Genomic DNA, 23,762 nt, shown 5'->3' on the forward strand with positions numbered 1-23,762 from the left:
GCTTCGATGCATGGAGCAGCGCTATGGCCGCCTACCTGACCCAGGACCTGGTCCTTGAACTGGGCGATGAAACGCCCGAAGACACCACCATGAACATGCTGACCTTCCGTCAGCGTGGCACCACCCTGGTGATCGCTCGCAGTCCGCTGGCTGCCGGGCAGACGCTGGAGGCGCTTTACCTGCAGCAACTGGCGCAGTTGCGTGAACGCCTGGGGGCGATCATCAGCGAACCACAGCCGGTCAGCGCAGGCGTCGATCGTGGCATCCACGGCCTGGAAGTCAGCCTGCAATTCAAGCGCGGCGAAGTGGTCTCGTACCAGCGTCAGTTGGCTTACGCGCCAAGCGGGCAGGCCCGTTTCGTGGCGGTCAGCTATAGCAAGGAAACACCGCTGGAGGCGGTCGATCTCGCCCATTGGGAAGCCATCAAGGCAGGATTGCGGCTGAACTGACCCGGGCACAAGGAAGTGGTTCATGGGCGATAGCCTGCATGCCGCCCGCGAGGGCGATCTCATATTGCATCCGCCGTTGATGGCCGAGCTGGTCAGCGGGCTGACCGAAGCGGTGATCTATGCCGCCGCTACTGCGGCGGTCGCGGCGGCGATCGGCGGTGCCGTGGTGGCCGTGGTTGGCACAGGTGGGGCCGCCGCCACGCTCACACCATTGATCGCCGGTGCCCTGGTCGGTGCCGCCGCTATGTTGCCTGCTGGCGAAGACAAGAGCATAGGCGAGCACATTTCCGATCTGAGCAGTTGGGTCGGCAATTCGATGTTTCCCCCCGAACCCTACGGTGCGATCGACAGCGGATCATCCAACACCCGCATCAATGGCATGCCTGCAGCCCGCGCGGCAGGGACCGTCACGGGTGCCAGTGAGGCCGAACCCTCCGCCGAGGCACCCTCGATACTGGAAAACATCGGTAACTACGCGATGATGGGCGCATCGCTGATGCTGCCGGTCATCGGGTTGGCTCAGGAAATCAACAGCATCTTCAATCCCCCAGTCGCCACCCCGGCGAATCCTGGCACCCAACCTGCCGAACTGGACACCGTCAAGTGCAGCAAGCACCCGGTCCCCAACTTCGTCGCGCAAGGGTCGGACAAGGTTTTCATCAATGGCCATCCTGCGGCCAGGGTCGGGGACAAGAGCACCTGCGACGGCCCCATCGGCATGACCTTCTCGCCCAATGTGCGGGTTGGAGGTGGCACGGTCACCGTGCGAGACATCCGCGACGGCAAGAGCGCAGCGGCAAAGATCATTGGCCTGGTCGCCGGCATGCTGCTGGCAAGGCGCGTCAAGAGCCGCTCGCGGCCACGCAACGCACCCAAGCCCCGTTCCCGTATTCCTGGCTGCAAGGGGCACCCGGTGCTGGTCGCCACCGGCAGCAAACGGCTCGATGGCCCCGAGGACCTGGACTTCAGCCTGCCCGGCCTGCTGGCCATCGATTGGTCGCGTCGTTATGACAGCAACGACCTGCGCGACGATGGTCTGTTGGGCAAGGGCTGGAGCCTGCCCTACGAAGTGCGTCTGGAACGGGTGCCTCATCCGCAAGGTGGCGAGCTGTGGATCTATGTCGACGAAGACGGCAGTCGCATCGAGTTGGGCCGCATGGTGCCCGGCAGCGCGCTGCTCAGTACCTTGGACGGTGTTGCCATTTTCCATCAGGACGATGGCATCACGGTGGTGGAGGACATCTATAGCGGCCAGTACCAGGTGTTCAAGACCGATCCGACAGCACACAGCCGGTCGCGCCTCGTGCAACTTGGCGATCGCAACCTCAACCGCCTTGAACTGCTGTATGACGACCAAGGGCGCTTGCAATTGCTGGTCGATGCCTTCGGTCGCACTGCCGTGCAGTTGCGCCACGACAACCAGCATGGGCGCCGAGTGCGCGAGGTGTGGCGGCTACAGTTGGCCCCAGGCGATGCGTTCGAGATCGCTGACCAGCAGTTGCTGGTCAGCTACCGCTACACCCAGGCCGGTCAGCTAGCCGAGGTACGCGATGCCAGCGGGCAAACGGTACGCCGTTTCACCTACACCGCAGCAGGGTGCATGGCGAGCCAGACTCTCGCCAGCGGTGTCGTCCATCACTATGAATGGGCCAGCCTGGAGGTACCGCCAGACGGAGTGGCCTCGCGTGGGGGCTGGCCACGGGACCTACCGGCACCGCTCGAGGCGCAGCCCACACACCAGTGGCGAGTGATGCGCCACCACAGCGATAGCGCAGAGGACTATCACTTCGACTACGACCTGGCTCAGGGCCTGACCCGGGTTCGCGACAGCCTGGGGCGGGAGGAGTCGTTCCATTGGGGGCCGCACTATGAGATCCATCGGTATGTCGATGCCCTGGGCAACCTCTGGCAGGAGACCTTCCAGCAGGGGCAGTTGATCGCCAGTACCGAGCCCGATGGCAGCCAGTGGTGCTACAGCTACGACGGTGCAGGCCGCCTTGTCTGCAGCCAGGACCCGCTCGGGCGCAGTGAAAGCATTGCCTATGGCGAACATTGGGCACTGCCGCTGAGCATCGTGTCGCCTGGCGGCGCAAGCTTGCGCATGCAGTACGATTGCCAAGGCAATGTGCTCAGTGAAACCGATGCCCTGGGTAATACCACAGGTTACCGCTACGACGATCGCGGGCGACTGCTGGCCATCACCGACGCGCATGGCCGACAACGCCGGTTCACATGGAATGACCGTGGCCAGTTGCTCAGCTACCGCGACTGTTCCGGCCATGTCACGCATTATCGCTACACCGAGCGCGGTGAGCTGGCGGAGTCTGTCAATCCGCGGGGCGAGCGTAGCCGCCACCGCTACGATGTGCGCGGCTACCTGATCGAAAGCCAGGGGGCCGACGGGCGCACCGATCATTATCAGGTCAACGCCGCCGGGCAGTTGACCCGCCATATCGATGGCGCCGGGCGCACCACCCACTGGCATTTCGACTCCAGCGGTCGCCTGTTGCAACGTATCGACCCCATGGGGGCGGCGCTGAGTCTGAATTACGATGCCTATGGCCGACTGCAGGCGCTGGTGAACGAGAACGGCGAACGCTATCGCTTTGAATGGGATGCGCTGGACCGCGCGCTCACCCAGCAGAACCTCGATGGTGGTGGCTACGCCTATACCTACGACCACCGGGGCAACGTCACGTGTATCGCCCACCACCCGATCCCGGATCAGGCTCACGACACGGCCATACAGATCCATCAGCTGGAGCACGATGCCGTTGGTCGCTTGCTACGCAAGCACACCACCGATGGTTGCACCGAATACGTCCATGACGAGGGCGACAACCTGCTGTCGGTGACATTCACCGATAAGCAGGGCAATGCCCGGCGACTGGCGTTCAGCTATGACCGCATGGGCCGCCTGCTGAGCGAGACCAGCGCTGCCGGTACCGTGGGTTATGCGCATGACGAGTTGAATAACCTGCAGAGCCTGACCCTGCCCGATCAACGCCGGATAAACCACCTGTATTACGGCAGCGGCCACCTGCATCAGCTCAATCTCGACGGGCGGGTGATCTGCGATTTCGAGCGCGACAGCTTGCATGACGAAGTGCTGCGCACCCAGGGCCAGTTGCAGACCCGCACCCGCTATGACAGCTGTGGGCGCCTGCAACAGAGGGCGATCCATTACCGGGACGCCTCGAGCATGACGCTGGCGTTGTTGCAAAAGGACTATCGCTATGACGACGGCGACAACCTGGTCTGCGAAACCTTTACCCAGACCCAGCGACCCGGCACACAGAATCCGGCCCAGCAAGAGCATGCGCTGCGCTTCCACAGTGCTGGCCTCGGCAATGGCAGCTGCCAGGGCTCGGTGACCTACGACTATGGGCCGAGCCAACGCATCTATGGTGTGACCCGCCGCCTGGCGCTGGGAGATGTGCCGATCGTCGAGCATTATGGGTACGACCGCGCTGGTAACCTGATCGAGGGCTACCAGCCCAAGGCTCATGTGCGGCACAACCGGGTCACGGTGCATCAGGACAAACGCTACCGCTACGATGGTTTCGGCCGCATGGTCGAGAAGCGCAGCGGCAGCCGGCTGTTACAGCGCTTCGAGTACGATGCCGAGCATCGGCTGGTCCGCGTAAACCAGCAACGCGGCACCGTGCACGAGCGCATTGAGTTCAGCTACGACCCACTGGGGCGGCGCATCGGCAAGCGCCTCTACCGCAGCGGCCATGAGCAACCCGTCAGTCGCACCGACTTCCTCTGGCAGGGCCTGCGTTTACTGCAGGAGGTGCAGGATGGCAAATCGAGCCTGTACCTGTATGCCGACCCTGGCAGCCACGAGCCGCTGGCGCGTATCGACGGCGCACCTGGCCAGGAAGTGGTGCAGTACTTCCACACCAACATTGCCGGGCTGCCCGAGCAACTGACCGACGCACAGGGTAATTCAGTCTGGTACAGCGACTACCTGTTGTGGGGCCGCAGCCGCGAAGAGTGGCACGCGCCTGACCAAAACCGCCAGCAGAACCTGCGTATGCAGGGGCAGTACCTTGACCGCGAGACTGGCCTGCACTACAACACGTTCCGCTATTACGACCCGGACATCGGCCGCTTCACCCAGCAGGACCCGTTGGGGCTGGAAGGCAGCATCAACCTGTATGCCTATGCTCCCAATCCACTAACCTGGATCGACCCGCTGGGCTTGTCGGAATGTTCGCTTCTCGACCGTATCATCCAAGACGCCAACAAGGTCGCTTCACCCGGTGGCGAAGTGACCGCGCGGCAGGCCCAGATCCTGCGCGGCAACCTGCCGGTGGTGCAGCGGCGCAACGCGGCGCAGAACCAGGCGATGCGCAAGGAGTTCGTGAAAACCGAGAAAGGCCTGATCAAACAGTGGGAAAAGAACACCAACCGGACCTGGCCAGACGGCGCCACGGCCCACCATGTGATTCCATTGGAAAGCGGTGGCGCCAACAAATGGTGGAACCTGATGCCGACCCACGGCACGCTGCCCAACCATTCGTTGCCCGGTATCCCCGGCCCGCATGCCGCCGGTGGTGTACTTCGCACCACCATCCAGCAAGGTCGCAAGGCATTGCCACCCAAGACCATCACCGATTTGAGGCTGTAACATGATCGACCTGGAACACACGCTCGAACAGATCGGGCAGACTCGATTCTTCGGCAATCTGGGCAAGCCTGACATCCAGGATCCGCAGGTGATTCTCATCGCTTCGGTCGAGGCGGTGTTCGTGACCCCCTCGGACCAGGCGTTCCAGGGCTTGTACGATGCCACTCAATGGCTCCCCACCTCGCCGGGCGAAGACGATCCGTACTACCCGCGGCAAGAGACGACCAAAGTGCTGAGCGAGCAGCGCATGGCGCTGAACAGGGCAGTGATGGCCGCCACCCGCACGCTCGATAAGGCGCCGTTCATCTGCCGCCCGCACGACTTCAGCGAGGCCGCTCGCGGCGGCGCGGCCTTCGCGTTCCGTCAGTACGCCACCGAGCAGTTCTTCGGTCTGGGCGATCACTGGCGTCGGGTGGTCGACCTGTACCTGGCCGGGCACTGGCCGGTTGGGCATGCTCCCGGCAAACTGATTGTCATCTGAGTCTTTGTCCCAGTTCGACCGTCATACCACGGATACGCACTGGCCACACCGGCAAGCGCTGTGTCGGATCTTCCAGGCAGTTGCCGTTTTGCAGGCAGAAATGTTGCTTGTACAGCGGCGCCGCTACCACAACGGTTGCGCCCAGGCTGCCCACCAACCCACGCCCGATGATGTTCGCGCCCGAGCGTGGGTCACGGTTGCCGACGGCGTACAGCTCCCGCCCTTGTCCCGGCAGGTAGAACAACGCCACCTGCTCACCCTCGTGCCACACCACCACCCCGGAGTCGGCGACCAGGTCGCTGGCCTGGCACACCATCTGCCAGCGGATTTCACTGGCTGAAACCGTGTTGGACAGGTTCATCACATTGCCTCCTCGTGGGTGGGAATCAGCTGAAGCGGCGCAGCCGGTCGGCGTTGGCCACGCTCGCGCACGAAATGCACATCCGGATCGGCGCGCTGGTCGTTGACGAAAGTGCGGAAGCGCTTGAGCTTTTCCGGATCGCCCAGGGCGTTGGCCCATTCGCACTCGTAGCGCTCGACCACCTGCTGCATCTGCGCTTCGAGTTCGGCTGCCAGGCCCAGGCTGTCGTCGATCACCACCTGCTTGAGGTAGTCGAGCCCGCCTTCGAGGCCCTCGCGCCACACCGAGGTGCGCTGCAGCTTGTCGGCGGTGCGGATGTAGAACATCAGCACGCGGTCGATCAGTCGTATCAGGGTCTTGTCGTCCAGGTCGGTGGCGAACAGCTCGGCGTGGCGCGGGCGCATGCCGCCGTTACCGCATACGTACAGGTTCCAGCCCTTGTCGGTGGCGATCACGCCGATGTCCTTGCTTTGCGCCTCGGCGCATTCGCGGGTGCAGCCGGATACCGCGAACTTGAGCTTGTGCGGCGCGCGCAGGCCCTTGTAGCGATCCTCCAGGCGCAGCGCCATGGCCACGCTGTCCTGCACGCCATAGCGGCACCAGGTGCTGCCCACGCAGGATTTCACCGTGCGCGTTGACTTGCCATAGGCGTGCCCGGTCTCGAAGCCGGCAGCGATCAACTCGCCCCAGATCAGTGGCAGTTCGTGCAGCTGGGCCCCGAACAGATCGATGCGCTGGCCGCCGGTGATCTTGGTGTAGAGGTCGTATTTCTGCGCCACCTGGCCGATCACGATCAGCTTCTGCGGGGTGATTTCGCCGCCTGGAATGCGCGGCACCACGGAGTAGGTGCCGTTTTTCTGCATGTTGGCCATGAAGGTGTCGTTGGTGTCCTGCAACGGTACCAGCGCCGGGTCCATGATCGGCTGGTTCCAGCATGAAGCGAGGATGTTGCCCACCGCCGGTTTGCAGATGTCGCAACCCACGTGACCTTTGCCGTGGCGTTCGAGCAGTTCGCCGAAGGTGCGGATACCCTCCACCCGCACCAGCCCGTAGAGCTCCTGGCGGGTGTAGGCGAAGTGCTCGCACAGGCTCTTGTCGAGCGTCACGCCACGGGCGGTCAGCTCATGCTCGAAGACCTGCTTGAGCAGGGCAGCGCAGCCACCGCAGCCGCTGGCGGCCTTGGTGCAGCCCTTGACGGCGGCAAGGTCGCCGCAACCACTGTCGATGGCGGCGCACACCGCGCCCTTGCTGACGTTGTGGCAGGAGCAGATGGTCGCGCTGTCGGGCAGCGCATCAGCGCCCAGGGTCGGCGCGCCACTTCCTTGCGGCAGGATCAGCGATGCCGGATCGGTCGGCAGGGCGATGCCGTTCTGGGCGTACTGCAGCAGGGTGTCGTAGTAGCTGTTGTCGCCCACCAGCACCGCGCCGAGCACGTGCTTGCCACTGGCATCCACCACCAGCCGGCGGTAGGCGCTGTTGGCCTCGTCGATGAAGCGGTAGCTGCGTGAACCGGGCGTGGCGCCGTGGGCATCGCCGATCGAGCCGACATCCACGCCCAGCAGCTTGAGCTTGGTCGACATGTCGGCGCCGGTGAAATCGTCCGCCGTCTCGCCCAGCAGCCGCGCGGCCAGGTTGCGCGCCATGGCGTAGCCGGGGGCGACCAGGCCGAACACGCTGCCGTTCCACGACGCGCACTCGCCGATGGCGAAGATCCGTGGATCGCTGGTCTTGCACTGGCTGTCGATCACCACGCCGCCGCGCGTGGCGATCTCCAGGCCACAGGCCCGGCCCAGGGCGTCCTGTGGGCGGATGCCGGCGGAAAAGACAATCAGATCGGTCTCCAGGTGTTCGCCACCGTCGAAGTTCATCCGGTAGCGGTACTGCTCGCCAGCGCTGATCGACTGGGTCGCGCGGGACAGGTGCACGCCCACGCCCAGGGCCTCGATCCGCGCCTTGAGCGCCGCGCCGCCTTCGCTGTCCAGCTGTACCGGCATCAGGCGTGGGGCGAACTCCACTACATGCGCCTCCAGGCCCAGGGACTTCAGGGCGTTGGCTGCCTCGAGGCCGAGCAGGCCGCCGCCCACCACCACGCCACGGCGGGCATCTGCGGCGGCGGCGCGGATCGCATCGAGGTCCTCGAGGGTGCGGTAAACCAGGCGGGCATTGCCGCTGGAACCTTCGATTGGCGGCACGAACGGATAGGAACCGGTGGCCAGGATCAACTGGTCATAGCCCAGGCGGCCCTCGGCGGTGACCAGCTCCCGGCGCTCGCGATCGATGTCCAGCACCGCCTCGCCCAGGTGCAGGTGCACGCCGTGGCGGCTGTAGTAGTCCGGGGCGCACAGGGCCAGGGTCTCGGCGCAGCTACCGGTAAAATACTCCGACAGGTGCACCCGGTCGTAGGCGCGCTGGCGCTCCTGGCCGAACACATGCAGCTCGAAGTGTGCCGTGGCGCCGCGTTCGATCAGCTGCTCGACGCAGTGATGGCCGACCATGCCATTGCCGACGATGACCAGTCGTGCTCGTTGTGCCCCGTTCGCTGTTGCCTGCATAGCCGATCCTCGATCACGGAAAACGAAAAAGGCGCCTGGAGCCGAAGCTCCAGGCGCCTTTGCCTGTACTCATCAGTGTGAGGCCCCTGTTGACCGCCGTTGGTCGTTGGGGCTGTTGTGCATTGCTTGAAGCAGGGAGCGTGCCAGGCTCCCTTTAATTGCGGGGCAAGCCCGCTTTCACAAGGGTTACAGCTTTGGGCATGTGCTGGCCAGGTGGTGCGGGCGCACAAGCAGGGTGCAGCCCTCACCACCGTGGTGCATCAATACACATCCCGCCGGTAGCGCTTGTCCCGTCCCAAACCTTCGACATAGGCCGCTGCCGCGGTCTCGTCCAGGCCGCCGTGCTGCGCCACCACCTGGCGCAAGGCCGCATCCACATCCCGGGCCATGCGCTGGGCATCGCCGCAGACATACACATGCGCGCCGTCCTGCAGCCAGCGCCACAGTTCGGCGCCCTGTTCCAGCAGGCGTTGCTGCACATAGATCTTCTCCGGCTGGTCGCGGGAGAACGCGGTGCTCAGGCGTACATGGCCCTGCGCTTCCCAGGCCAGCAACTGTTCGCGATAGTAGAAGTCGTGTGCCTCGTGCTGCTCGCCGAAGAACAGCCAGTTGCGGCCAGGCGCTGCACGTGCCTGGCGTTCCTCGAGGAAGGCCCGGAAGGGCGCGATGCCGGTGCCGGGGCCGATCATGACGATGGGCGTGCCGTCGTCGTCGGGCAGGCGGAAGTGTTTCGATGGCTGTGCAAAGATGGCCACTTCGACGTTCGTCGCTCGGTCGGCGAGAAAGGCCGAGCAGACTCCCTTGCGTTCGCCATAGCGCACCGTGGACACCGTCAGGTGCACCTGCCCCGGGTGCGCCTTGGGGCTTGAGCTGATCGAGTACAGCCTTGGCTGCAAGGGCCTGAGTAGCGCCAGCCAGCGGGCCATTGGCCATTGCCGGGGGAACTCGCGCAGCACATCGGCCAGTTGCCGGCCCCATAACCAGTCCTTGAGCGCGGTCTTGCATTCAGGCTGCAACAGCTGCTGCAGAGAGGGCGCGTTTTCGCTGAGCGCCTCGAGCTGTCGTGGCGTGACATGGGCAATGTCCAGATGCCGTTCCAGCGCCAGGCCCAGGGGCATTGGCTTGCGGCCTTCAAGCTCGACAATGGCCTGGCCATCGAGCTGCATCAGGCCGAGCAGCTCCTCGACCAGCGCCGGGCAGTTGCGCGGCCACACGCCCAGCGCGTCGCCGGGGTGGTAGTCCAGGCCGCTACCCGCCAGGTCGAACACCAGTTGACGGGTCTCCTTGGTCGAACCTGGGCCATTGAGCAGGCGGTTCTCCACCAGGCGTGCAGGCCATGGCTGGTTTCTGCCGTGAGGCTCGGCAGTCGGTGGCGCCGGCGTAGCCACCGTGTTTGTGCCAAGGGCCAGCAGCAGGGCCTCGAGCCACGTACTGAATGCAGCCTCGAAGTCCGGCTCGCACTCGACCCGCTCCAGCAGGCGCTGGCCGCCCAGTTCCGCCAGGCGCTGGTCGAGCTTGCGGCCAAAGCCGCAGAACTGGTCGTAGCTGGAGTCGCCCAGGGCCAGCACCGCGTAGGGCAGATTGGCGCAATCGGTTTCGCCCGCACCCTGCAGGGCCTGCCAGAATGCGGCGCCACTGTCCGGAGCATCGCCGTCACCGAAGGTGCTGGCAATCAGCAGTACGCTGGCGCAGCCGTGCAATTGCGCCGGGCTGACGCTTTCCATGCTGCTGAGCGCCACCATCAGCCCCGCCTCGCGCAGGCCTTGGGCGCAGCGTTCGGCCAGCGCCTCACCGTTGCCGGTCTGCGAGGCCCACAACACGCGATGGCAAGGTACTGCCGCCTGTGCTTGGGGCTGGGCGAACAGCCCCGCCAGCAGGCCATCGACGAACAGGCGCCGGGCCGGCGCCAATGGTGCGGTGGCCGGGAGGCTTGGCACACCCTCGGCGCGTGTCTGTTGCAGGCCAAGCAGGAAACCTTGCAGGTAATGGCGCTCCTCTTCGGCAAGCACCGGAGCAGGTTGTGTCTCCAGGCCCAGCAGGCGGGCGAGGGTGGCGGTCGGCATGGGGACGGGCTCCGCAGGAATGGTGACGTCCAGGTCGAGGACCTCGATGCGTTCACCCGCGACCCGTTCGAGGGTCACGGCGCAGTACTTGAAGGCCGGTTGCAGCGAGGTGGGGTCGACGGCGTCGCAGGTCACCGCGTTGATCGCCAACTGCTCGCCGTACAGGTCATTCCAGTGGAATGGCGCGAAGCAGCCGCCGGGCAACACCCGGTCGCTGAGGCGGGCCGGCAGCAGCGCCTGGCCTCGACGTGAACGGATCGCCACCTGGTCCTTGTCGCCGATGCCCAGGCGCCGGGCATCGGCGGGGTGGATCTCGACGAAGGGGCCGGGGTCGAGGCGGTTCAGGCTTGGGACCTTGCCGGTCTTGGTCAAGGTGTGCCACTGATGTTGCACGCGGCCGGTGTTGAGGATGAAGGGGAAGGCATCGTCCGGCAACTCGGCCGGCGCCAGCCAGGGTCGGGCATGAAAACGCGCCTTGCCGCTGGTAGTCGGAAAGCTCAGCGCCGCTGGCTGGCCGTCTGCGTCGTTGCGATAGCGCAGCGGGCTGCGGTTATCCTCGCGCCCCGGCGCGCAGGGCCACTGCCGGGGGCTGGCGCGCAGCCCGGCATAGTCGATGCCGCGCAGGTCGTAGCCGGTGGCCGGGTTATGGAAGCGGCGGATCTCTTCGAACACCGCCTCGGCGTCCGGGTAGTCGAAGGCATGCGCGTAGCCCATGGCACAGGCGATGCGCGCGATCAGGCGCCAGTCCTCCAGGCTCTCGCCAGGCGGCTCGACGGCGCGTGGCATCAAGGTCAGGTTGCGCTCACTGTTGATCATCACCCCCTCGCCCTCGGCCCACAGCGCCGCGGGCAGGAGGATGTCGGCGTAGCGGTTGGTCTCGGTGTCGAGGAAGGCGTCCTGGCTGATCACCAGTTGCGCCTGGTTCAGGCCGTCGATCACCTGCTGGCGGTTGGCGACGCTGGCCACCGGGTTGCTGCAGATGATCCAGCAGGCCTTCACTTCGCCGTTCTTGAGCTGTTCGAACAGCGCCACCGTGCCTTCGCCGCCCTCGCTGCGCAATGTGCCGGGCGCCAGCTGCCACTGCCGCTCGACGAAGGCGCGGTCCGCCGCCACCTGCGCCGAACGCTGGCCCGGCAGGCCCGGTCCCATGTAGCCCATCTCGCGGCCGCCCATGGCGTTGGGCTGGCCGGTCAGCGAAAACGGCCCGCTGCCGGGGCGGCAGATGGCGCCGGTGGCCAGGTGCAGGTTGCACAGGGCATTTGTGTGCCAGGTGCCGTGGATGCTCTGGTTCAGGCCCATGGTCCAGCAGCTCATCCATTCGCCGGCCTCACCGATCAGGCGGGCGGCTTCGTGGAGGTCGGCCTCGTCCAACCCGGTGATGGCCGCGACCCGTTCCGGGGTGTAGTCCGCGAGAAACGCCGGCAGGTCCTCCCAGCCCTCGGTGTGGCGGGCGATGAAATCCGCGTCGGTGTGGCCGTTGACATGCAGCAGGTAAAGAAGGCCATTGAGCAGCGCGAGATCGGTGCCCGGGCGCAGTTGCAGGAACAGGTCGGCCTTGTCGGCGGTGGCACTGCGCCGGGTATCGACGACGATCAGCCTGGCCCCGGCCTTGAGCCGGTCGCGCAGGCGCAGGAACAGGATCGGGTGGCAGTCTGCCATGTTCGCGCCGATCACCAGGAACACCTCGGCGCGTTCGAAGTCCTGGTAGCTGCCCGTCGGTCCGTCGGCACCCAGTGACTGCTTGTAGCCGCTGCCGGCACTGGCCATGCACAGGCGCGAGTTGGATTCGATATGACGGGTGCGGATGAAGCCCTTGGCCAGCTTGTTGGCCAGGTACTGGGCTTCCAGTGACATCTGTCCGGACACGTACAAGGCCACGGCATCAGCGCCATGGGTGTCGATGATCGCGCGCAACCGCGCGGCGGCTTCGCTGATGGCCATGTCCAGGCTGCAACGCGCCGGCTGCTGGCTGCGCTGGTCGCGCACGAAGGCGTGGGTCATGCGCCCGGCCTGTAGCGGCACATGGGCGCTCAGGCCCTTGGTGCACAGGCGACCGAAGTTGCTCGGGTGCTGCTTGTCGCCACTGACCTTGACCACCTTGGCATCGCTCACGTGCATGACGATGCCGCAGCCGACCCCGCAATACGGGCAAACACTGCGCACTTGGCTGTCGCTCATCGGCAATCTCCTGCTGACGAAACGACAAAGGCGCCGGCTGCCCGGCCTGCAAGCGGCAAGCGGGGCAACACGGCGCCTTCGTCGTGATGAAAGGGACCATCGGCGTTGATGGTCGCGATGGCAACCAGGCAGCAAATCCCGGGCCATGTCATCGCGGGTCAAGCCCGCTCACAGGTTCGATGGTTAGCTTGGCAAAGGCGTGCACCAATACGGGGAACCACGCACCAACGGATGGCGCGTGCATACGGGCGGATATATGATTCGCGTACGTTTCATATATGCGAGTAACTACACCATGGGTATCGTCAAGATCTGCGACGACCTCCACGAAGACCTGCGCGTGGCCAGCGCCGCGCTGTCGCGTTCGATCAACGCCCAGGCCGAGCACTGGATCCGCCTCGGCATGCTGGCCGAACTGCACCCGCAAGCCACCTATCAGGAACTGCTGCGCCAGTTGCTGCGCCAGGAGCAGGCCAACCTCAAGGCGCTTCTGCAATGAGCAAGGTCATCCTCAAGGACGCCGCCGAGCTCGAACTGATGCGCCGCGCAGGCCAACTGCTGGCCCGGGTGTTTGCCGACCTCGACGGTTTCATCCGCCCCGGAGTGACCACCATGCAGATCAACGACCGCGCCGAGGCCTTCATCGTCGAAACCCTCAAGGCCCGACCGGCGAGCAAGGGCCAGTACGGTTTCCCCTATTCACTGAACACCTCGGTGGACCATGTGGTCTGCCATGGCATGCCCAAGGCCGACGAGGTGTTGAAGGAAGGCTCGATCGTCAATGTCGATATCACCTTGGAGCAGGGCGGCTACATTGCCGACTCGTCGAAGATGTACGGCATCGGTCAGATCGGCGACCAGGCCCGGCGCCTGGTCGATACCACCTATGCCGCATTATGGAAGGGCATCGAGCAGGTGCGCCCCGGCGCGACGCTCGGTGATATCGGTCATGCCATCCAGGTCCACGCCGAGGCCGCTGGCTACAGCGTGGTGCGCGAATACTGCGGGCATGGCATCGGCAGGCAGATGCACGAGGCACCGGAGGTGCTGCACTACGGCCAGCGCGGCATGGGCATGAAGCTGCAACCGGGGATGGTGTTCACCATCGAGCCGATGATCAACCAGGGTGGGCGTGGGACCCGTGGTCTGCGCGATGGCTGGACGGTGATCACTCGCGATCACACGCTGTCGGCGCAATGGGAGCACACGGTGGCCGTGACCGAGAGCGGATTCGAGGTGCTGACCTTGCGTGAGGAAGAGCGGCAGGCTGCAAAGGGTTCCTAAGCACGGATGCCTGGGTCATGGTGCAGCCCGTCATCGGAACTTGGCGCTCAGGCTCGCCTCCCATCTTCATGGTCTAGTCTGAAACTACCGGTACCGGCCCACGCTCGACTACAACCGCCGGCCCGGAAACCATTGGAGTCCCTGGGAGGTGCCCCATGAGCCTGCTGCTCGAGCCATACACCCTGCGTCAGCTGACCCTGCCCAACCGCATCGCCGTTTCCCCCATGTGCCAGTACTCCGCCGTCGACGGCCTGGCCAACGACTGGCACCTGGTCCACCTGGGCAGCCGCGCGGTCGGTGGCGCGGGTCTTGTGATCAGCGAGGCCGTCGCGGTCACCGCCGATGGGCGCATCACTGCCGAGGACCTCGGCTTGTGGACTGACGACCAGATCAAGCCCTTGCAACGCATCACCCGTTTCATCACCGCCCAGGGCGCCGTGCCCGGTATCCAGCTGGCCCATGCCGGGCGCAAGGCCAGCACCCACAGGCCGTGGCTCGGAAAGCAAGGCAGCGTCAAGATCGAGGAGGGCGGCTGGCAGCCGGTCGGGCCGTCGAAGATCGCCTTCGATCCGCAGCACACCGCACCACGTGAATTGACCAAGGACGAGATCCAGGACGTGGTCGCCGCGTTCGTCGCCGCGACCGAGCGGGCATTGCAGGCTGGCTTCAAGGTGGTCGAGATCCACGCCGCCCACGGTTACCTGCTGCACCAGTTCCTTTCGCCGTTGAGCAACCAGCGCCGCGATGAATACGGCAGCTGCTTCGAAAACCGCATTCGCCTGACCCTGCAGGTTGCCGAGGCGGTACGCAAGGCCTGGCCGCAGGAACTACCGCTGTTCGTGCGGGTGTCGGCCACCGATTGGGTCGAGGATGGCTGGAACCCGGACGAGACCGTCGAGCTGGCCCGTCGCCTGCGCGCCCTGGGCGTCGACCTGATTGATGTGTCGTCAGGCGGGACCTCGGTCAATGCCGAGATCCCCACCGGCCCCGGCTACCAGACCCGCTTTGCCGAACGGGTACGCAAGGAGTCGGAAATCGCCACCGGCACCGTCGGCATGATCACCGAACCGGCCCAGGCCGAGCATATCCTGCGCACCGGCCAGGCCGATGTGATCTTCCTCGCCCGCGAGCTGCTGCGCGACCCCTATTGGCCGTTGCATGCCGACGACGACCTGGGCGGCAACAAGGCGACCTGGCCAGCGCAGTATCAGCGGGCCACCAGCCGGGCCAACCCCATCCACGAGTCGGACCTGCGCGACTGATTCAGCGACAGGCCGCCTGGCTGAGAATGTCGCTGACCCACTGGTTGATGCTCTTCTGCGCCAGCTCGGCCTCGGCCGCCACGCTGGCGTGGAGGGTGGGCTCCAGGCGCAGGCTGAGTGTTCCGGAGTAGGTCTTCTGCGGTTCGCGGCCCAGGCGCTTGCAAGTTTCGAGGTAGTCATCGACGGCTTCCTCGAAAGCGATTGGTTGAACAAACAAACCAAGCTGGGCAACATCCGGATGCAAATGCGTTAAGCGTGGCTTCAGCTTGCCGGCCTACTCTGCAGTCCTACCTACTTTGGATGCTTGCGAGGTCTGCCAGATGAACACCCGTGGTCTGCTCGATCAGCTATTGAAAACCGGTCAATCCATGCTGCAGAACCAACAGGGCAAGGGCACCCGTCACAAGGGCTCCGGGAGCCTTGGCAGCCTGTTGTCCGGTGCCGGCGGCGGCGCATTGGCGGCTGGAGCGATGGGCCTGCTGCTGGGGAACAAGAAGGCGCGCAAGTACGGCGGCAAGGCACTCGCCTACGGCGGGCTGGCCGCACTTGGCGTGCTGGCCTACAAGGCCTATGGCAACTGGCAGGCGCGCCAGGGCGCGGGCAATCACGAGCCGCAAACCCTCGACCGTCTGCCGCCGGCCCAGGCCGAGCAGCATAGCCAAGCCGTGCTTCGGGCACTGGTGGCAGCGGCCAAGTCCGATGGCCATATCGATGAACGAGAGCGGGCATTGATCGAAGGCGAGTTCACCCGCCTGGACAGCGACCGTGAGTTGCAGCACTGGCTGCATGCCGAACTGAACAAGCCGCTGGACCCGGCCGAGGTGGCCCGCGCCGCGCAGACGCCGGAGATGGCCGCCGAAATGTTCCTGGCCAGTGTGATGATGGTCGATCAGGAGAACTTCATGGAGCGTGCCTATCTCGATGAACTGGCCCGCCAGCTGCGCCTCGACCCGAACCTGCGCCAGGAACTGGAGAATCAGGTCAGGCTTGCCGCAGGTCAGTGAACCGGCATTTGGCCGCCTGAACGGGCACGGACGCCTGAATACCGCTGCATTCAGCCGCAATTGAACGGGAAGCCTGGGCTATACTTCGGCGATTTTTCCCGCTCGTATCGAATTCCTGAGGGCTGAATGTGAAGAACTGGACCTTGCGCCAACGGATCCTGGCAAGTTTCGCCGTGATCATCGCCATCATGCTGCTGATGATTGTGGCCGCCTACTCGCGGCTGGTGGCGATCGAGTCCAGCGAGGAAGCCGTGGGGTCCGACAGCATCCCCGGCGTCTACTACAGCTCGATGATCCGCAGTGCGTGGGTCGACAGCTACGTCACCAGCCAGCAGTTGGTGGGGCTGTCGAACCACCGCGAGATCACCTCGGCCGACCTGGAGCTGTTCAAGGGCTTCAACGATCGCCTCAAGAAACACATGGCCAGCTACCAGGCGACCATCCGCGACGCCGCCGACCAGGCGGCGTTCGACGACTTCACCCGTCTGGAGGAGGAGTACGTCAAGCTCGTCGACCAGGTCCTGGAGACCTACCGCCAGAAGAACTACCCCGAAGCCCAGCGCTTGATCATGGATGTGCTTACGCCGGCCTGGAAAGAAGGGCGCCAGCACCTGAACGAAGTGATCGAGCGCAACCGCGAGTCCGCCGACAAGGCCACCAACGACATCGTCAGTGCGGTGAACACCGCCAAAGGCAGCATGGTCGTCTCGCTGCTGCTGGCCATTATCGCCGCCGGTGTTTGCGGACTGCTGCTCATGCGCCAGATCACCGCACCCATGCAACGCATCGTCCACGCTCTGGACGGTCTGCGCTCGGGTGATCTGAGCATGCGCCTGAACCTGGACCGCAAGGATGAGTTCGGCGCGATCGAGGGTGGTTTCAACGAGATGGCCGAGTCCCTGGCCAACCTGGTGGCCCAGGCCCAGCGCTCGTCGGTGCAAGTGACCACCTCAGTCACCGAGATCGCGGCCACCTCCAAGCAGCAACAGGCCACCGCCACCGAAACTGCCGCCACCACCACCGAGATCGGCGCCACGTCGCGGGAAATCGCCGCCACCTCGCGGGACCTGGTGCGTACCATGACCGAAGTCACCAGCGCCGCCGACCAGGCCTCGAGCCTTGCCGGCTCCGGCCAGCAGGGCCTGGCGCGCATGGAAGAAACCATGCACCAGGTGATGGGCGCCGCCGACCTGGTCAATGCCAAGCTGGCGATCCTCAACGAAAAGGCCAGCAACATCACCCAGATGGTGGTGACCATCGTCAAGGTCGCCGACCAGACCAACCTGCTGTCGCTCAACGCCGCCATCGAGGCCGAGAAGGCCGGCGAATACGGTCGTGGCTTCGCCGTGGTCGCCACCGAGGTGCGGCGCCTGGCCGACCAGACCGCCGTGGCCACCTACGACATCGAGCAGATGGTGCGCGAGATCCAGTCGGCGGTGTCGGCCGGGGTGATGGGCATGGACAAGTTCTCCGAGGAAGTGCGCCGCGGCATGTTCGAGGTGCAGCAGGTCGGCGAGCAACTGAGCCAGATCATTCACCAGGTGCAGGCGTTGGCGCCGCGGGTACTGATGGTCAACGAGGGCATGCAGGCCCAGGCCACCGGCGCCGAGCAGATCAACCAGGCGTTGGCCCAGCTAAGCGATGCCAGCACCCAGACCGTCGAGTCGCTGCGCCAGGCCAGTTTCGCCATCGACGAACTGAGCCAGGTGGCCGCCGGGCTGCGCGGTGGTGTGTCGCGGTTCAAAGTCTGACGACGATGAACGACATGTCCCCCCGCGAGGCGCGCGCCAGCACTGAAAAGGGCGTGCTGTACCTGCAGTTTCGCATCGCCGACCAGCGTTTCGCCCTGGACGTGCGCGAGGTGATCGAGGTCCTGCCGCAACGTGCGCTCAAGCCCATTGCCCAGGCTCCGGTCTGGGTGGCTGGCGTGCTCGCCCATCGCGGTGTGCTGGTGCCGGTGATCGACCTGTCGGCGCTCAGTTTCGGCTCCTCGGCCCAGTCGCGCAGCAGCACACGCCTGGTGCTGGTGCATTACCGCGCCGATCCACAGCGTCCGCAGTTGCAGCTGGGGCTGATCCTGGAGCAGGCCACCGACACCCTGCGCTGCGCGCCTGACGACTTCCAACCCTACGGGCTGGACAATGCCGAGGCGCGTTACCTCGGGCCTGTGCGCCAGGACGCCCGGGGTTTGTTGCAACGCATCGAGGTGGATGACCTGTTGTCGGATGCGGTGCGCGAGTTGCTCTATCCGCTGGAGCCAGGGCAGGTGCAGGCATGACTGAGCAGCGTTTCTTTCGTTTCCTGCAGGAGCGTATCGGCCTGGACGTCGAGTCGGTCGGCGCGGCGATGGTTGAGCGTGCCTTGCGCCAACGCTGCACCGTCGTGCAGGCGCAGAACCTGGACGACTACTGGGTGCGCCTGTTGCAGTCGACCGATGAACAGCAAGCCCTGATCGAGGCGGTCATCGTTCCGGAAACCTGGTTCTTCCGCTATCCCGAATCCTTCACCGCGCTGGCGGGCCTGGCCCACAAACGCGTAGAGGAGCTGGCCGGTGCCCGGCCGCTGCGGATCCTCAGCCTGCCTTGCTCCACCGGCGAGGAGCCGTACTCGATCGCCATGGCGTTGCTCGACGGCGGGCTGAGCCCTGGGGTATTTCGAATAGACGGCCTCGACATCAGCCCCAGTTCGGTGGCCAAGGGCGAGCTAGGGGTCTATGGCCGCAACTCGTTCCGCGGCAGCGAGCTGGCCTTTCGCGAGCGGCATTTCACCGCCGTCGGCGAGGCCCATCGCCTGGATGAGCGGGTGCGCCAGCAGGTCAGCCTGCAGGTGGGCAACGTGCTCGATCCGGCGCTGCGGGCGCGCCAAGGTCTCTATGATTTCGTGTTCTGCCGAAACCTGTTGATCTATTTCGATGTGCCGACCCAGCAGCGAGTGTTCGAGGTGCTCAAGCACATGACCCATGTCCAGGGCGTGCTGTTCATCGGGCCGGCCGAGGGCAGCCTGCTGGCGCGCCTGGGCATGCGGCCGTTGGGGATCGCCCAGTCGTTCGCCTACGTGCGTCAGGATGAAGCGCCGCCGGTCCCCATCGCCAAGCCGGCGTCCCGCCCCACAGTCGCGCCATCCGTGCCACCGCGTATCTTGACGCTGCCGCCGCGGGTTGGCAGACCGAACGCCGCGCCAGTCGCCAAGGTGATGCCAGCCGAAGGTGAGGCGCAACTGCTGGCCAGCATCGCCCAGCATGCCAATGCCGGCGACAGCGCCCAGGCCAGGGAAGGCTGCGAGCGCTATCTACGCAAGTTTGCGCCCAAGGCACAGGTCTACTACTGGCTGGGGTTGCTCAGCGATACCGAGGGCGATGCCGCGCAGGCCATTACCCATTACCGCAAGGCCCTCTACCTCGAGCCGCAGCACCCGGAGGCGCTGATGCACCTGGCCATGCTGCTGGCCGCGCAGGGCGACGAGGCGGGCGCGCGACGCCTGCAGGAGCGTGCCGCTCGGGCAGGCAGGGAGTCTGAACGATGAGCGGCGAATACCCTATGCAACTGATCGCCCACGATGACGAGCAGATCGATGACTGCTGGAATCGTATCGGGGTGCATGGCGACAAGCAGTGCCCCTTGCTGCCACGGCATGTGCACTGCCGCAATTGTGAGGTCTATGCCGAGGCGGCAATGCGCCTGCTCGACCGTTATGCGCTGATTCAGGATGAACCGCTCGAGGCGCCGCTCGTGCAGGAAGAAGCGGTCGGCCGCTCGATGCTGCTGTTCCGCCTGGGCGAGGAATGGTTGGCCCTGGCTACCGCCTGCCTGGCCGAGATCTCCCCGTTGCAGCCGGTGCACTCATTGCCTCACCAGCGATCGCGGGTGCTGCAGGGAGTCGCCAATGTGCGCGGGTCGCTGGTGCCTTGCCTGTCGCTGGCCGACCTGCTGGGCGTATCGGTCGAGGCGGGCGGCGAGCGCGGTGGGCGGAGCATGCCGCGCATGCTGATCCTGGCGGCCGAAGGCGGGCCGGTGGTGGTACCGGTGGACGAGATAGACGGTATCCATCGCCTTGACCCGGCGACCCTGGACAACGGCCGCGATGCGGCGCACTTCACTGCGGCGGTGCTGCAGTGGCGTGGGCGCAGCGTGCGCGTGCTGGATGAACAACACCTGATGTCAGCCGTGAAGCGGAGCCTGTCATGACCCCGGAGCAAATGCGCGATGCGTCGCTGCTCGAGCTGTTCAGCCTGGAGGCCGAGGCCCAGACCCAGGTGCTCAGTGCGGGCCTGATGGCGCTGGAGCGCAACCCTGCGCAACCCGATCAGCTCGAGGCCTGCATGCGTGCGGCGCACTCGCTCAAGGGCGCGGCGCGGATCGTCGGCATCGACGCCGGGGTCAGTGTCGCCCATGTCATGGAAGATTGCCTGGTAGCAGCCCAGGAAGGCCGCCTGCTGCTGCGCCCCGAGCATATCGACGCACTGTTGCAGGGCACCGATCTGCTGATGCGCATCGCCACGCCGGGCGATCAGGACAGCGAAGCCGCCGTGGCGGTGTTTCTGGCGCAGATGGCGTCCTTGCTCGACCCCTCGGCGCCGTTGCTGGCCAACGCACAGCCGAGTGCACCGAGCCTGCCGCCTGTCGTCCAGCCCGCACTGCCGGAGCCCGAGCCCCTGCCGCCACCTGAGCCCGATGTCGAAGCGGAACCGATGCCTGCCCGCAAGGCTGGAAAACGCGGTGGCGAGGGCGGCGAGCGGGTGTTGCGGGTCACCGCCGACCGACTGAACAGCCTGCTGGACCTGTCGAGCAAGTCGCTGGTCGAGACCCAGCGCCTGAAACCCTACCTGGCCACTCTGCAGCGCCTGAAACGCATGCATGGCCAGGGCATGCGGGGGCTCGACGGGCTGAAGGCCCAGCTGGAGGAGAGCGGGCAGGGGCCAGAAGTGCTCGAAGCCCTGGCCCAGACCCAGCAGTTGCTGGCCGAAACCCAGCAAATCCTGTTGCAACAGGCGGCTGACCTGGACGAATTCGGCTGGCAGGCCAGCCAGCGCGCGCAGTTGCTCTACGACACGGCTTTGGCCTGTCGCATGCGTCCGTTCGCCGATGTGCTGACCGGGCAGAGCCGGATGGTCCGCGACCTTGGACGTTCGCTGGACAAGCCCGTGCGCCTGCTGGTCGAGGGCGAGAAGACCCAGGTCGATCGCGATGTGCTGGAAAAACTCGAGGCTCCGCTGACGCACCTGCTGCGCAATGCGGTCGATCACGGTATCGAGCTGCCCGAGCAGCGCCTGCTGGCCGGCAAGCCGAGCGAGGGCACGGTACGCCTGCGCGCCTCGCACCAGGCCGGGTTGCTGATCCTCGAACTGTCCGATGATGGTGCCGGTATCGATCTGCAGCGCCTGCGCCGCAGTATCGTCGAGCGAGCCCTGTCGCCGGCCGAGACCGTGGCGCAGATGAGCGAGGCCGAGCTGCTGACGTTCCTGTTCCTGCCGGGCTTCAGCCTGCGCGACACGGTCACCGAGGTGTCCGGGCGCGGTGTCGGGCTGGACGCAGTGCAGCACATGGTCCGCGAACTGCGCGGGTCCATCGAGTTGACCCAGGTGGCGGGGCAGGGCTGCTGCTTCCACCTGGAAGTGCCGTTGACCCTGTCGGTGGTGCGCAGCCTGGTGGTCGAGGTGGGCGGCGAGGCTTATGCCTTCCCCCTGGCGCATATCGAGCGCACCGTCGAAGTGCCGGCCGAGGCCATCGTGCAGATCGAAGGTCGTCAGCACTTCTGGCACGAAGGCCGGCATATCGGCCTGGTGGCCGCCAGCCAGTTGCTCAACCGGCCGGCGGCGCAGGGCGACGAGCAGAGCCTGCGGGTGGTGGTGATCCGCGAGCGCGAACAGCTCTATGGGGTGGCGGTCGAGCGCCTGATCGGCGAACGGGTGTTGGTAGTGATGCCGCTGGACCCGCGCCTGGGCAAGGTCCAGGACATTTCCGCGGGCGCCTTGCTCGATGATGGCTCGGTGGTGCTGATCGTCGATGTCGAGGACCTGTTGCGCTCGGTGGACAAGTTGCTCAGCACCGGCCGCCTGGAGCGTATCGAACGGGGCGGGCGGGGCGGCAAGGGTGTGGCGCGCAAGCGCATCCTGGTGGTCGACGACTCGCTCACCGTGCGCGAGCTGCAGCGCAAGCTGCTGGGCAACCGCGGCTATGACGTGGCAGTGGCCGTCGATGGCATGGACGGCTGGAACGCACTGCGCAGCGATGATTTTGACCTGCTGATCACCGACATCGACATGCCGCGCATGGATGGCATCGAGCTGGTCACTCTGGTAAGGCGCGACAGTCGCCTGCAATCGCTGCCGGTGATGGTGGTTTCCTACAAGGACCGCGAAGAAGACCGGCGTCGTGGACTGGATGCCGGCGCCGACTATTATTTGGCCAAGGCCAGCTTCCATGACGATGCGTTGCTGGAGGCGGTCGTGGAGCTGATCGGAGGTGCCCAGGGATGAGAATCGCCATCGTCAACGACATGCCCATGGCCGTGGAGGCCCTGCGCCGTGCGTTGGCCTTCGAACCCGCGCACCAGGTGATCTGGGTGGCGGGCAATGGCGCCGAGGCGGTGCGCCTGTGCGCCGAGCAGACCCCGGACCTGATCCTCATGGACCTGATCATGCCGGTGATGGATGGTGTCGAGGCCACCCGGCGGATCATGGCGCAGACGCCGTGCGCCATCGTCATCGTCACCGTGGACCGCAAGCAGAACGTGCATCGGGTGTTCGAGGCCATGGGCCATGGCGCTCTGGATGTGGTCGATACCCCGGCGCTGGGCGCGGGTGACGCCCGGGAAGCGGCCGCGCCGCTGTTACGCAAGATCCTGAATATTGGCTGGCTGATCGGCCAGCAGCGTCCCAGTGCCGCTCGTACGGTGGCCGCGCCGCTACGCGAGAGCTCGCAGCGCCGTGCCTTGGTGGCCATCGGTTCGTCGGCCGGAGGGCCGGCGGCGTTGGAAGTGCTGCTCAAGGGCCTGCCGCGCAGTTTTCCGGCGGCCATCGTGCTGGTCCAGCATGTGGATCAGGTGTTCGCCGCCGGCATGGCCGAATGGCTCAGCACCGCGTCGGGTCTGCCGGTGCGCCTGGCCCGCGAGGGTGAGCCTCCGCAGCCGGGGCAGGTGCTGCTGGCCGGCACCAACCACCATATCCGCCTGCTGAGGAATGGCGAGCTGGCCTACACTGCCGAGCCTGTCAACGAAATCTACCGGCCCTCGATCGACGTGTTCTTCGAGAGCGTGGCGCGCTACTGGTCAGGCGACGCGGTGGGCGTGCTGCTTACCGGCATGGGGCGCGACGGTGCCCAGGGCCTGAAGCTGATGCGCCAGCAGGGCTTCCTCACCATCGCCCAGGACCAGCAAAGCTGCGCGGTGTACGGCATGCCCAAGGCCGCCGCGGCGATCGACGCGGCGGTGGAAATCCGCCCGCTGGAGCGAATTGCCGGGCGACTGGTGGAAATCTTTTCGAAATGAAGATATG

General features: G+C 65.6%; 16 protein-coding genes and 1 pseudogene. 13 read left to right on the top strand and 4 right to left on the bottom strand.

Annotated features, from left to right (window positions below; translation table 11 throughout):
• Nucleotides 1-23 precede the first annotated feature (23 nt).
• From K5H97_RS05825 to K5H97_RS05835, 3 genes are read left to right on the top strand one after another with little or no spacing between them, the layout of a single operon-like run.
• Nucleotides 24-449 carry a DcrB-related protein gene (locus tag K5H97_RS05825; RefSeq protein WP_028690152.1) on the top strand — a complete coding sequence of 142 codons (426 nt, stop codon included), beginning with the start codon at nucleotides 24-26 and terminating at the stop codon, nucleotides 447-449.
• Nucleotides 450-471: 22 nt separating this feature from the next.
• The gene (locus tag K5H97_RS05830; RefSeq protein ID WP_051555646.1) at nucleotides 472-5,085 is read left to right on the top strand and encodes an RHS repeat-associated core domain-containing protein; all 4,614 of its coding nucleotides are present in this window, start codon (nucleotides 472-474) and stop codon (nucleotides 5,083-5,085) included.
• 1 nt (nucleotide 5,086) lies between these two features.
• On the top strand, nucleotides 5,087-5,566 hold the full coding sequence (locus K5H97_RS05835; RefSeq protein ID WP_036985976.1) for a hypothetical protein: 480 nt from the start codon (nucleotides 5,087-5,089) through the stop codon (nucleotides 5,564-5,566).
• On the opposite strand, the gene nirD is transcribed toward K5H97_RS05835, so the two are convergent.
• The 3 genes from nirD to K5H97_RS05850 form a co-directional block, all read right to left on the bottom strand.
• A complete protein-coding gene (nirD, locus tag K5H97_RS05840) occupies nucleotides 5,559-5,927 on the bottom strand; it encodes a nitrite reductase small subunit NirD (RefSeq protein ID WP_028690150.1) in 369 nt (122 codons plus the stop codon). The genes K5H97_RS05835 and nirD overlap by 8 nt on opposite strands.
• Complete coding sequence (gene nirB, locus K5H97_RS05845; protein WP_028690149.1) at nucleotides 5,927-8,479, bottom strand: nitrite reductase large subunit NirB; 2,553 nt, start codon at nucleotides 8,477-8,479, stop codon at nucleotides 5,927-5,929. Before nirB ends, nirD begins: the two co-directional genes overlap by 1 nt.
• Before the next feature lie 260 nt (nucleotides 8,480-8,739).
• Nucleotides 8,740-12,720, bottom strand: coding sequence for a bifunctional nitrate reductase/sulfite reductase flavoprotein subunit alpha (locus K5H97_RS05850; RefSeq protein WP_028690148.1), 3,981 nt, complete (start codon nucleotides 12,718-12,720; stop codon nucleotides 8,740-8,742).
• A 295-nt stretch (nucleotides 12,721-13,015) separates the two neighbouring features.
• Here K5H97_RS05850 and K5H97_RS05855 point away from each other — a divergent pair, with 295 nt between their 5' ends.
• From K5H97_RS05855 to K5H97_RS05865, 3 genes are all read left to right on the top strand, one after another.
• Nucleotides 13,016-13,219, top strand: a complete 204-nt coding sequence (locus K5H97_RS05855; protein WP_028690147.1) for a ParD-like family protein — start codon at nucleotides 13,016-13,018, stop codon at nucleotides 13,217-13,219.
• The gene (gene map, locus K5H97_RS05860) at nucleotides 13,216-14,004 is read left to right on the top strand and encodes a type I methionyl aminopeptidase (protein ID WP_028690146.1); all 789 of its coding nucleotides are present in this window, start codon (nucleotides 13,216-13,218) and stop codon (nucleotides 14,002-14,004) included. The genes K5H97_RS05855 and map overlap by 4 nt, the downstream gene beginning before the upstream one ends.
• 155 nt (nucleotides 14,005-14,159) lie before the next feature.
• Nucleotides 14,160-15,266, top strand: a complete 1,107-nt coding sequence (locus K5H97_RS05865) for an NADH:flavin oxidoreductase/NADH oxidase (protein WP_028690145.1) — start codon at nucleotides 14,160-14,162, stop codon at nucleotides 15,264-15,266.
• Between the two features lies 1 nt (nucleotide 15,267).
• Here K5H97_RS05865 and K5H97_RS05870 read toward each other — a convergent pair.
• A pseudogene (locus K5H97_RS05870) lies at nucleotides 15,268-15,465 on the bottom strand (type II toxin-antitoxin system HicB family antitoxin); the annotation flags it as partial.
• A 121-nt stretch (nucleotides 15,466-15,586) separates the two neighbouring features.
• Here K5H97_RS05870 and K5H97_RS05875 point away from each other — a divergent pair.
• The 7 genes from K5H97_RS05875 (at nucleotide 15,587) to cheB (ending at nucleotide 23,755) form a co-directional block, all read left to right on the top strand.
• Complete coding sequence (locus tag K5H97_RS05875) at nucleotides 15,587-16,270, top strand: tellurite resistance TerB family protein (RefSeq protein WP_028690144.1); 684 nt, start codon at nucleotides 15,587-15,589, stop codon at nucleotides 16,268-16,270.
• A 128-nt stretch (nucleotides 16,271-16,398) separates the two neighbouring features.
• Nucleotides 16,399-18,021, top strand: coding sequence for a methyl-accepting chemotaxis protein (locus K5H97_RS05880; RefSeq protein ID WP_028690143.1), 1,623 nt, complete (start codon nucleotides 16,399-16,401; stop codon nucleotides 18,019-18,021).
• A gap of 5 nt (nucleotides 18,022-18,026) precedes the next feature.
• Entirely contained in the window at nucleotides 18,027-18,548 is a 522-nt protein-coding gene (locus tag K5H97_RS05885; protein ID WP_028690142.1) for a chemotaxis protein CheW, read from the top strand.
• On the top strand, nucleotides 18,545-19,792 hold the full coding sequence (locus tag K5H97_RS05890; RefSeq protein ID WP_028690141.1) for a CheR family methyltransferase: 1,248 nt from the start codon (nucleotides 18,545-18,547) through the stop codon (nucleotides 19,790-19,792). The genes K5H97_RS05885 and K5H97_RS05890 overlap by 4 nt, the downstream gene beginning before the upstream one ends.
• Complete coding sequence (locus tag K5H97_RS05895; protein ID WP_028690140.1) at nucleotides 19,789-20,454, top strand: chemotaxis protein CheW; 666 nt, start codon at nucleotides 19,789-19,791, stop codon at nucleotides 20,452-20,454. The genes K5H97_RS05890 and K5H97_RS05895 overlap by 4 nt, the downstream gene beginning before the upstream one ends.
• Nucleotides 20,451-22,745, top strand: coding sequence for a hybrid sensor histidine kinase/response regulator (locus tag K5H97_RS05900; RefSeq protein ID WP_028690139.1), 2,295 nt, complete (start codon nucleotides 20,451-20,453; stop codon nucleotides 22,743-22,745). The genes K5H97_RS05895 and K5H97_RS05900 overlap by 4 nt, the downstream gene beginning before the upstream one ends.
• Complete coding sequence (gene cheB, locus K5H97_RS05905) at nucleotides 22,742-23,755, top strand: chemotaxis response regulator protein-glutamate methylesterase (protein ID WP_028690138.1); 1,014 nt, start codon at nucleotides 22,742-22,744, stop codon at nucleotides 23,753-23,755. The genes K5H97_RS05900 and cheB overlap by 4 nt, the downstream gene beginning before the upstream one ends.
• Nucleotides 23,756-23,762: the final 7 nt, after the last annotated feature.

Source organism: Pseudomonas mosselii, from assembly GCF_019823065.1.
Classification (GTDB): Bacteria; Pseudomonadota; Gammaproteobacteria; order Pseudomonadales; family Pseudomonadaceae; genus Aquipseudomonas; species Aquipseudomonas mosselii.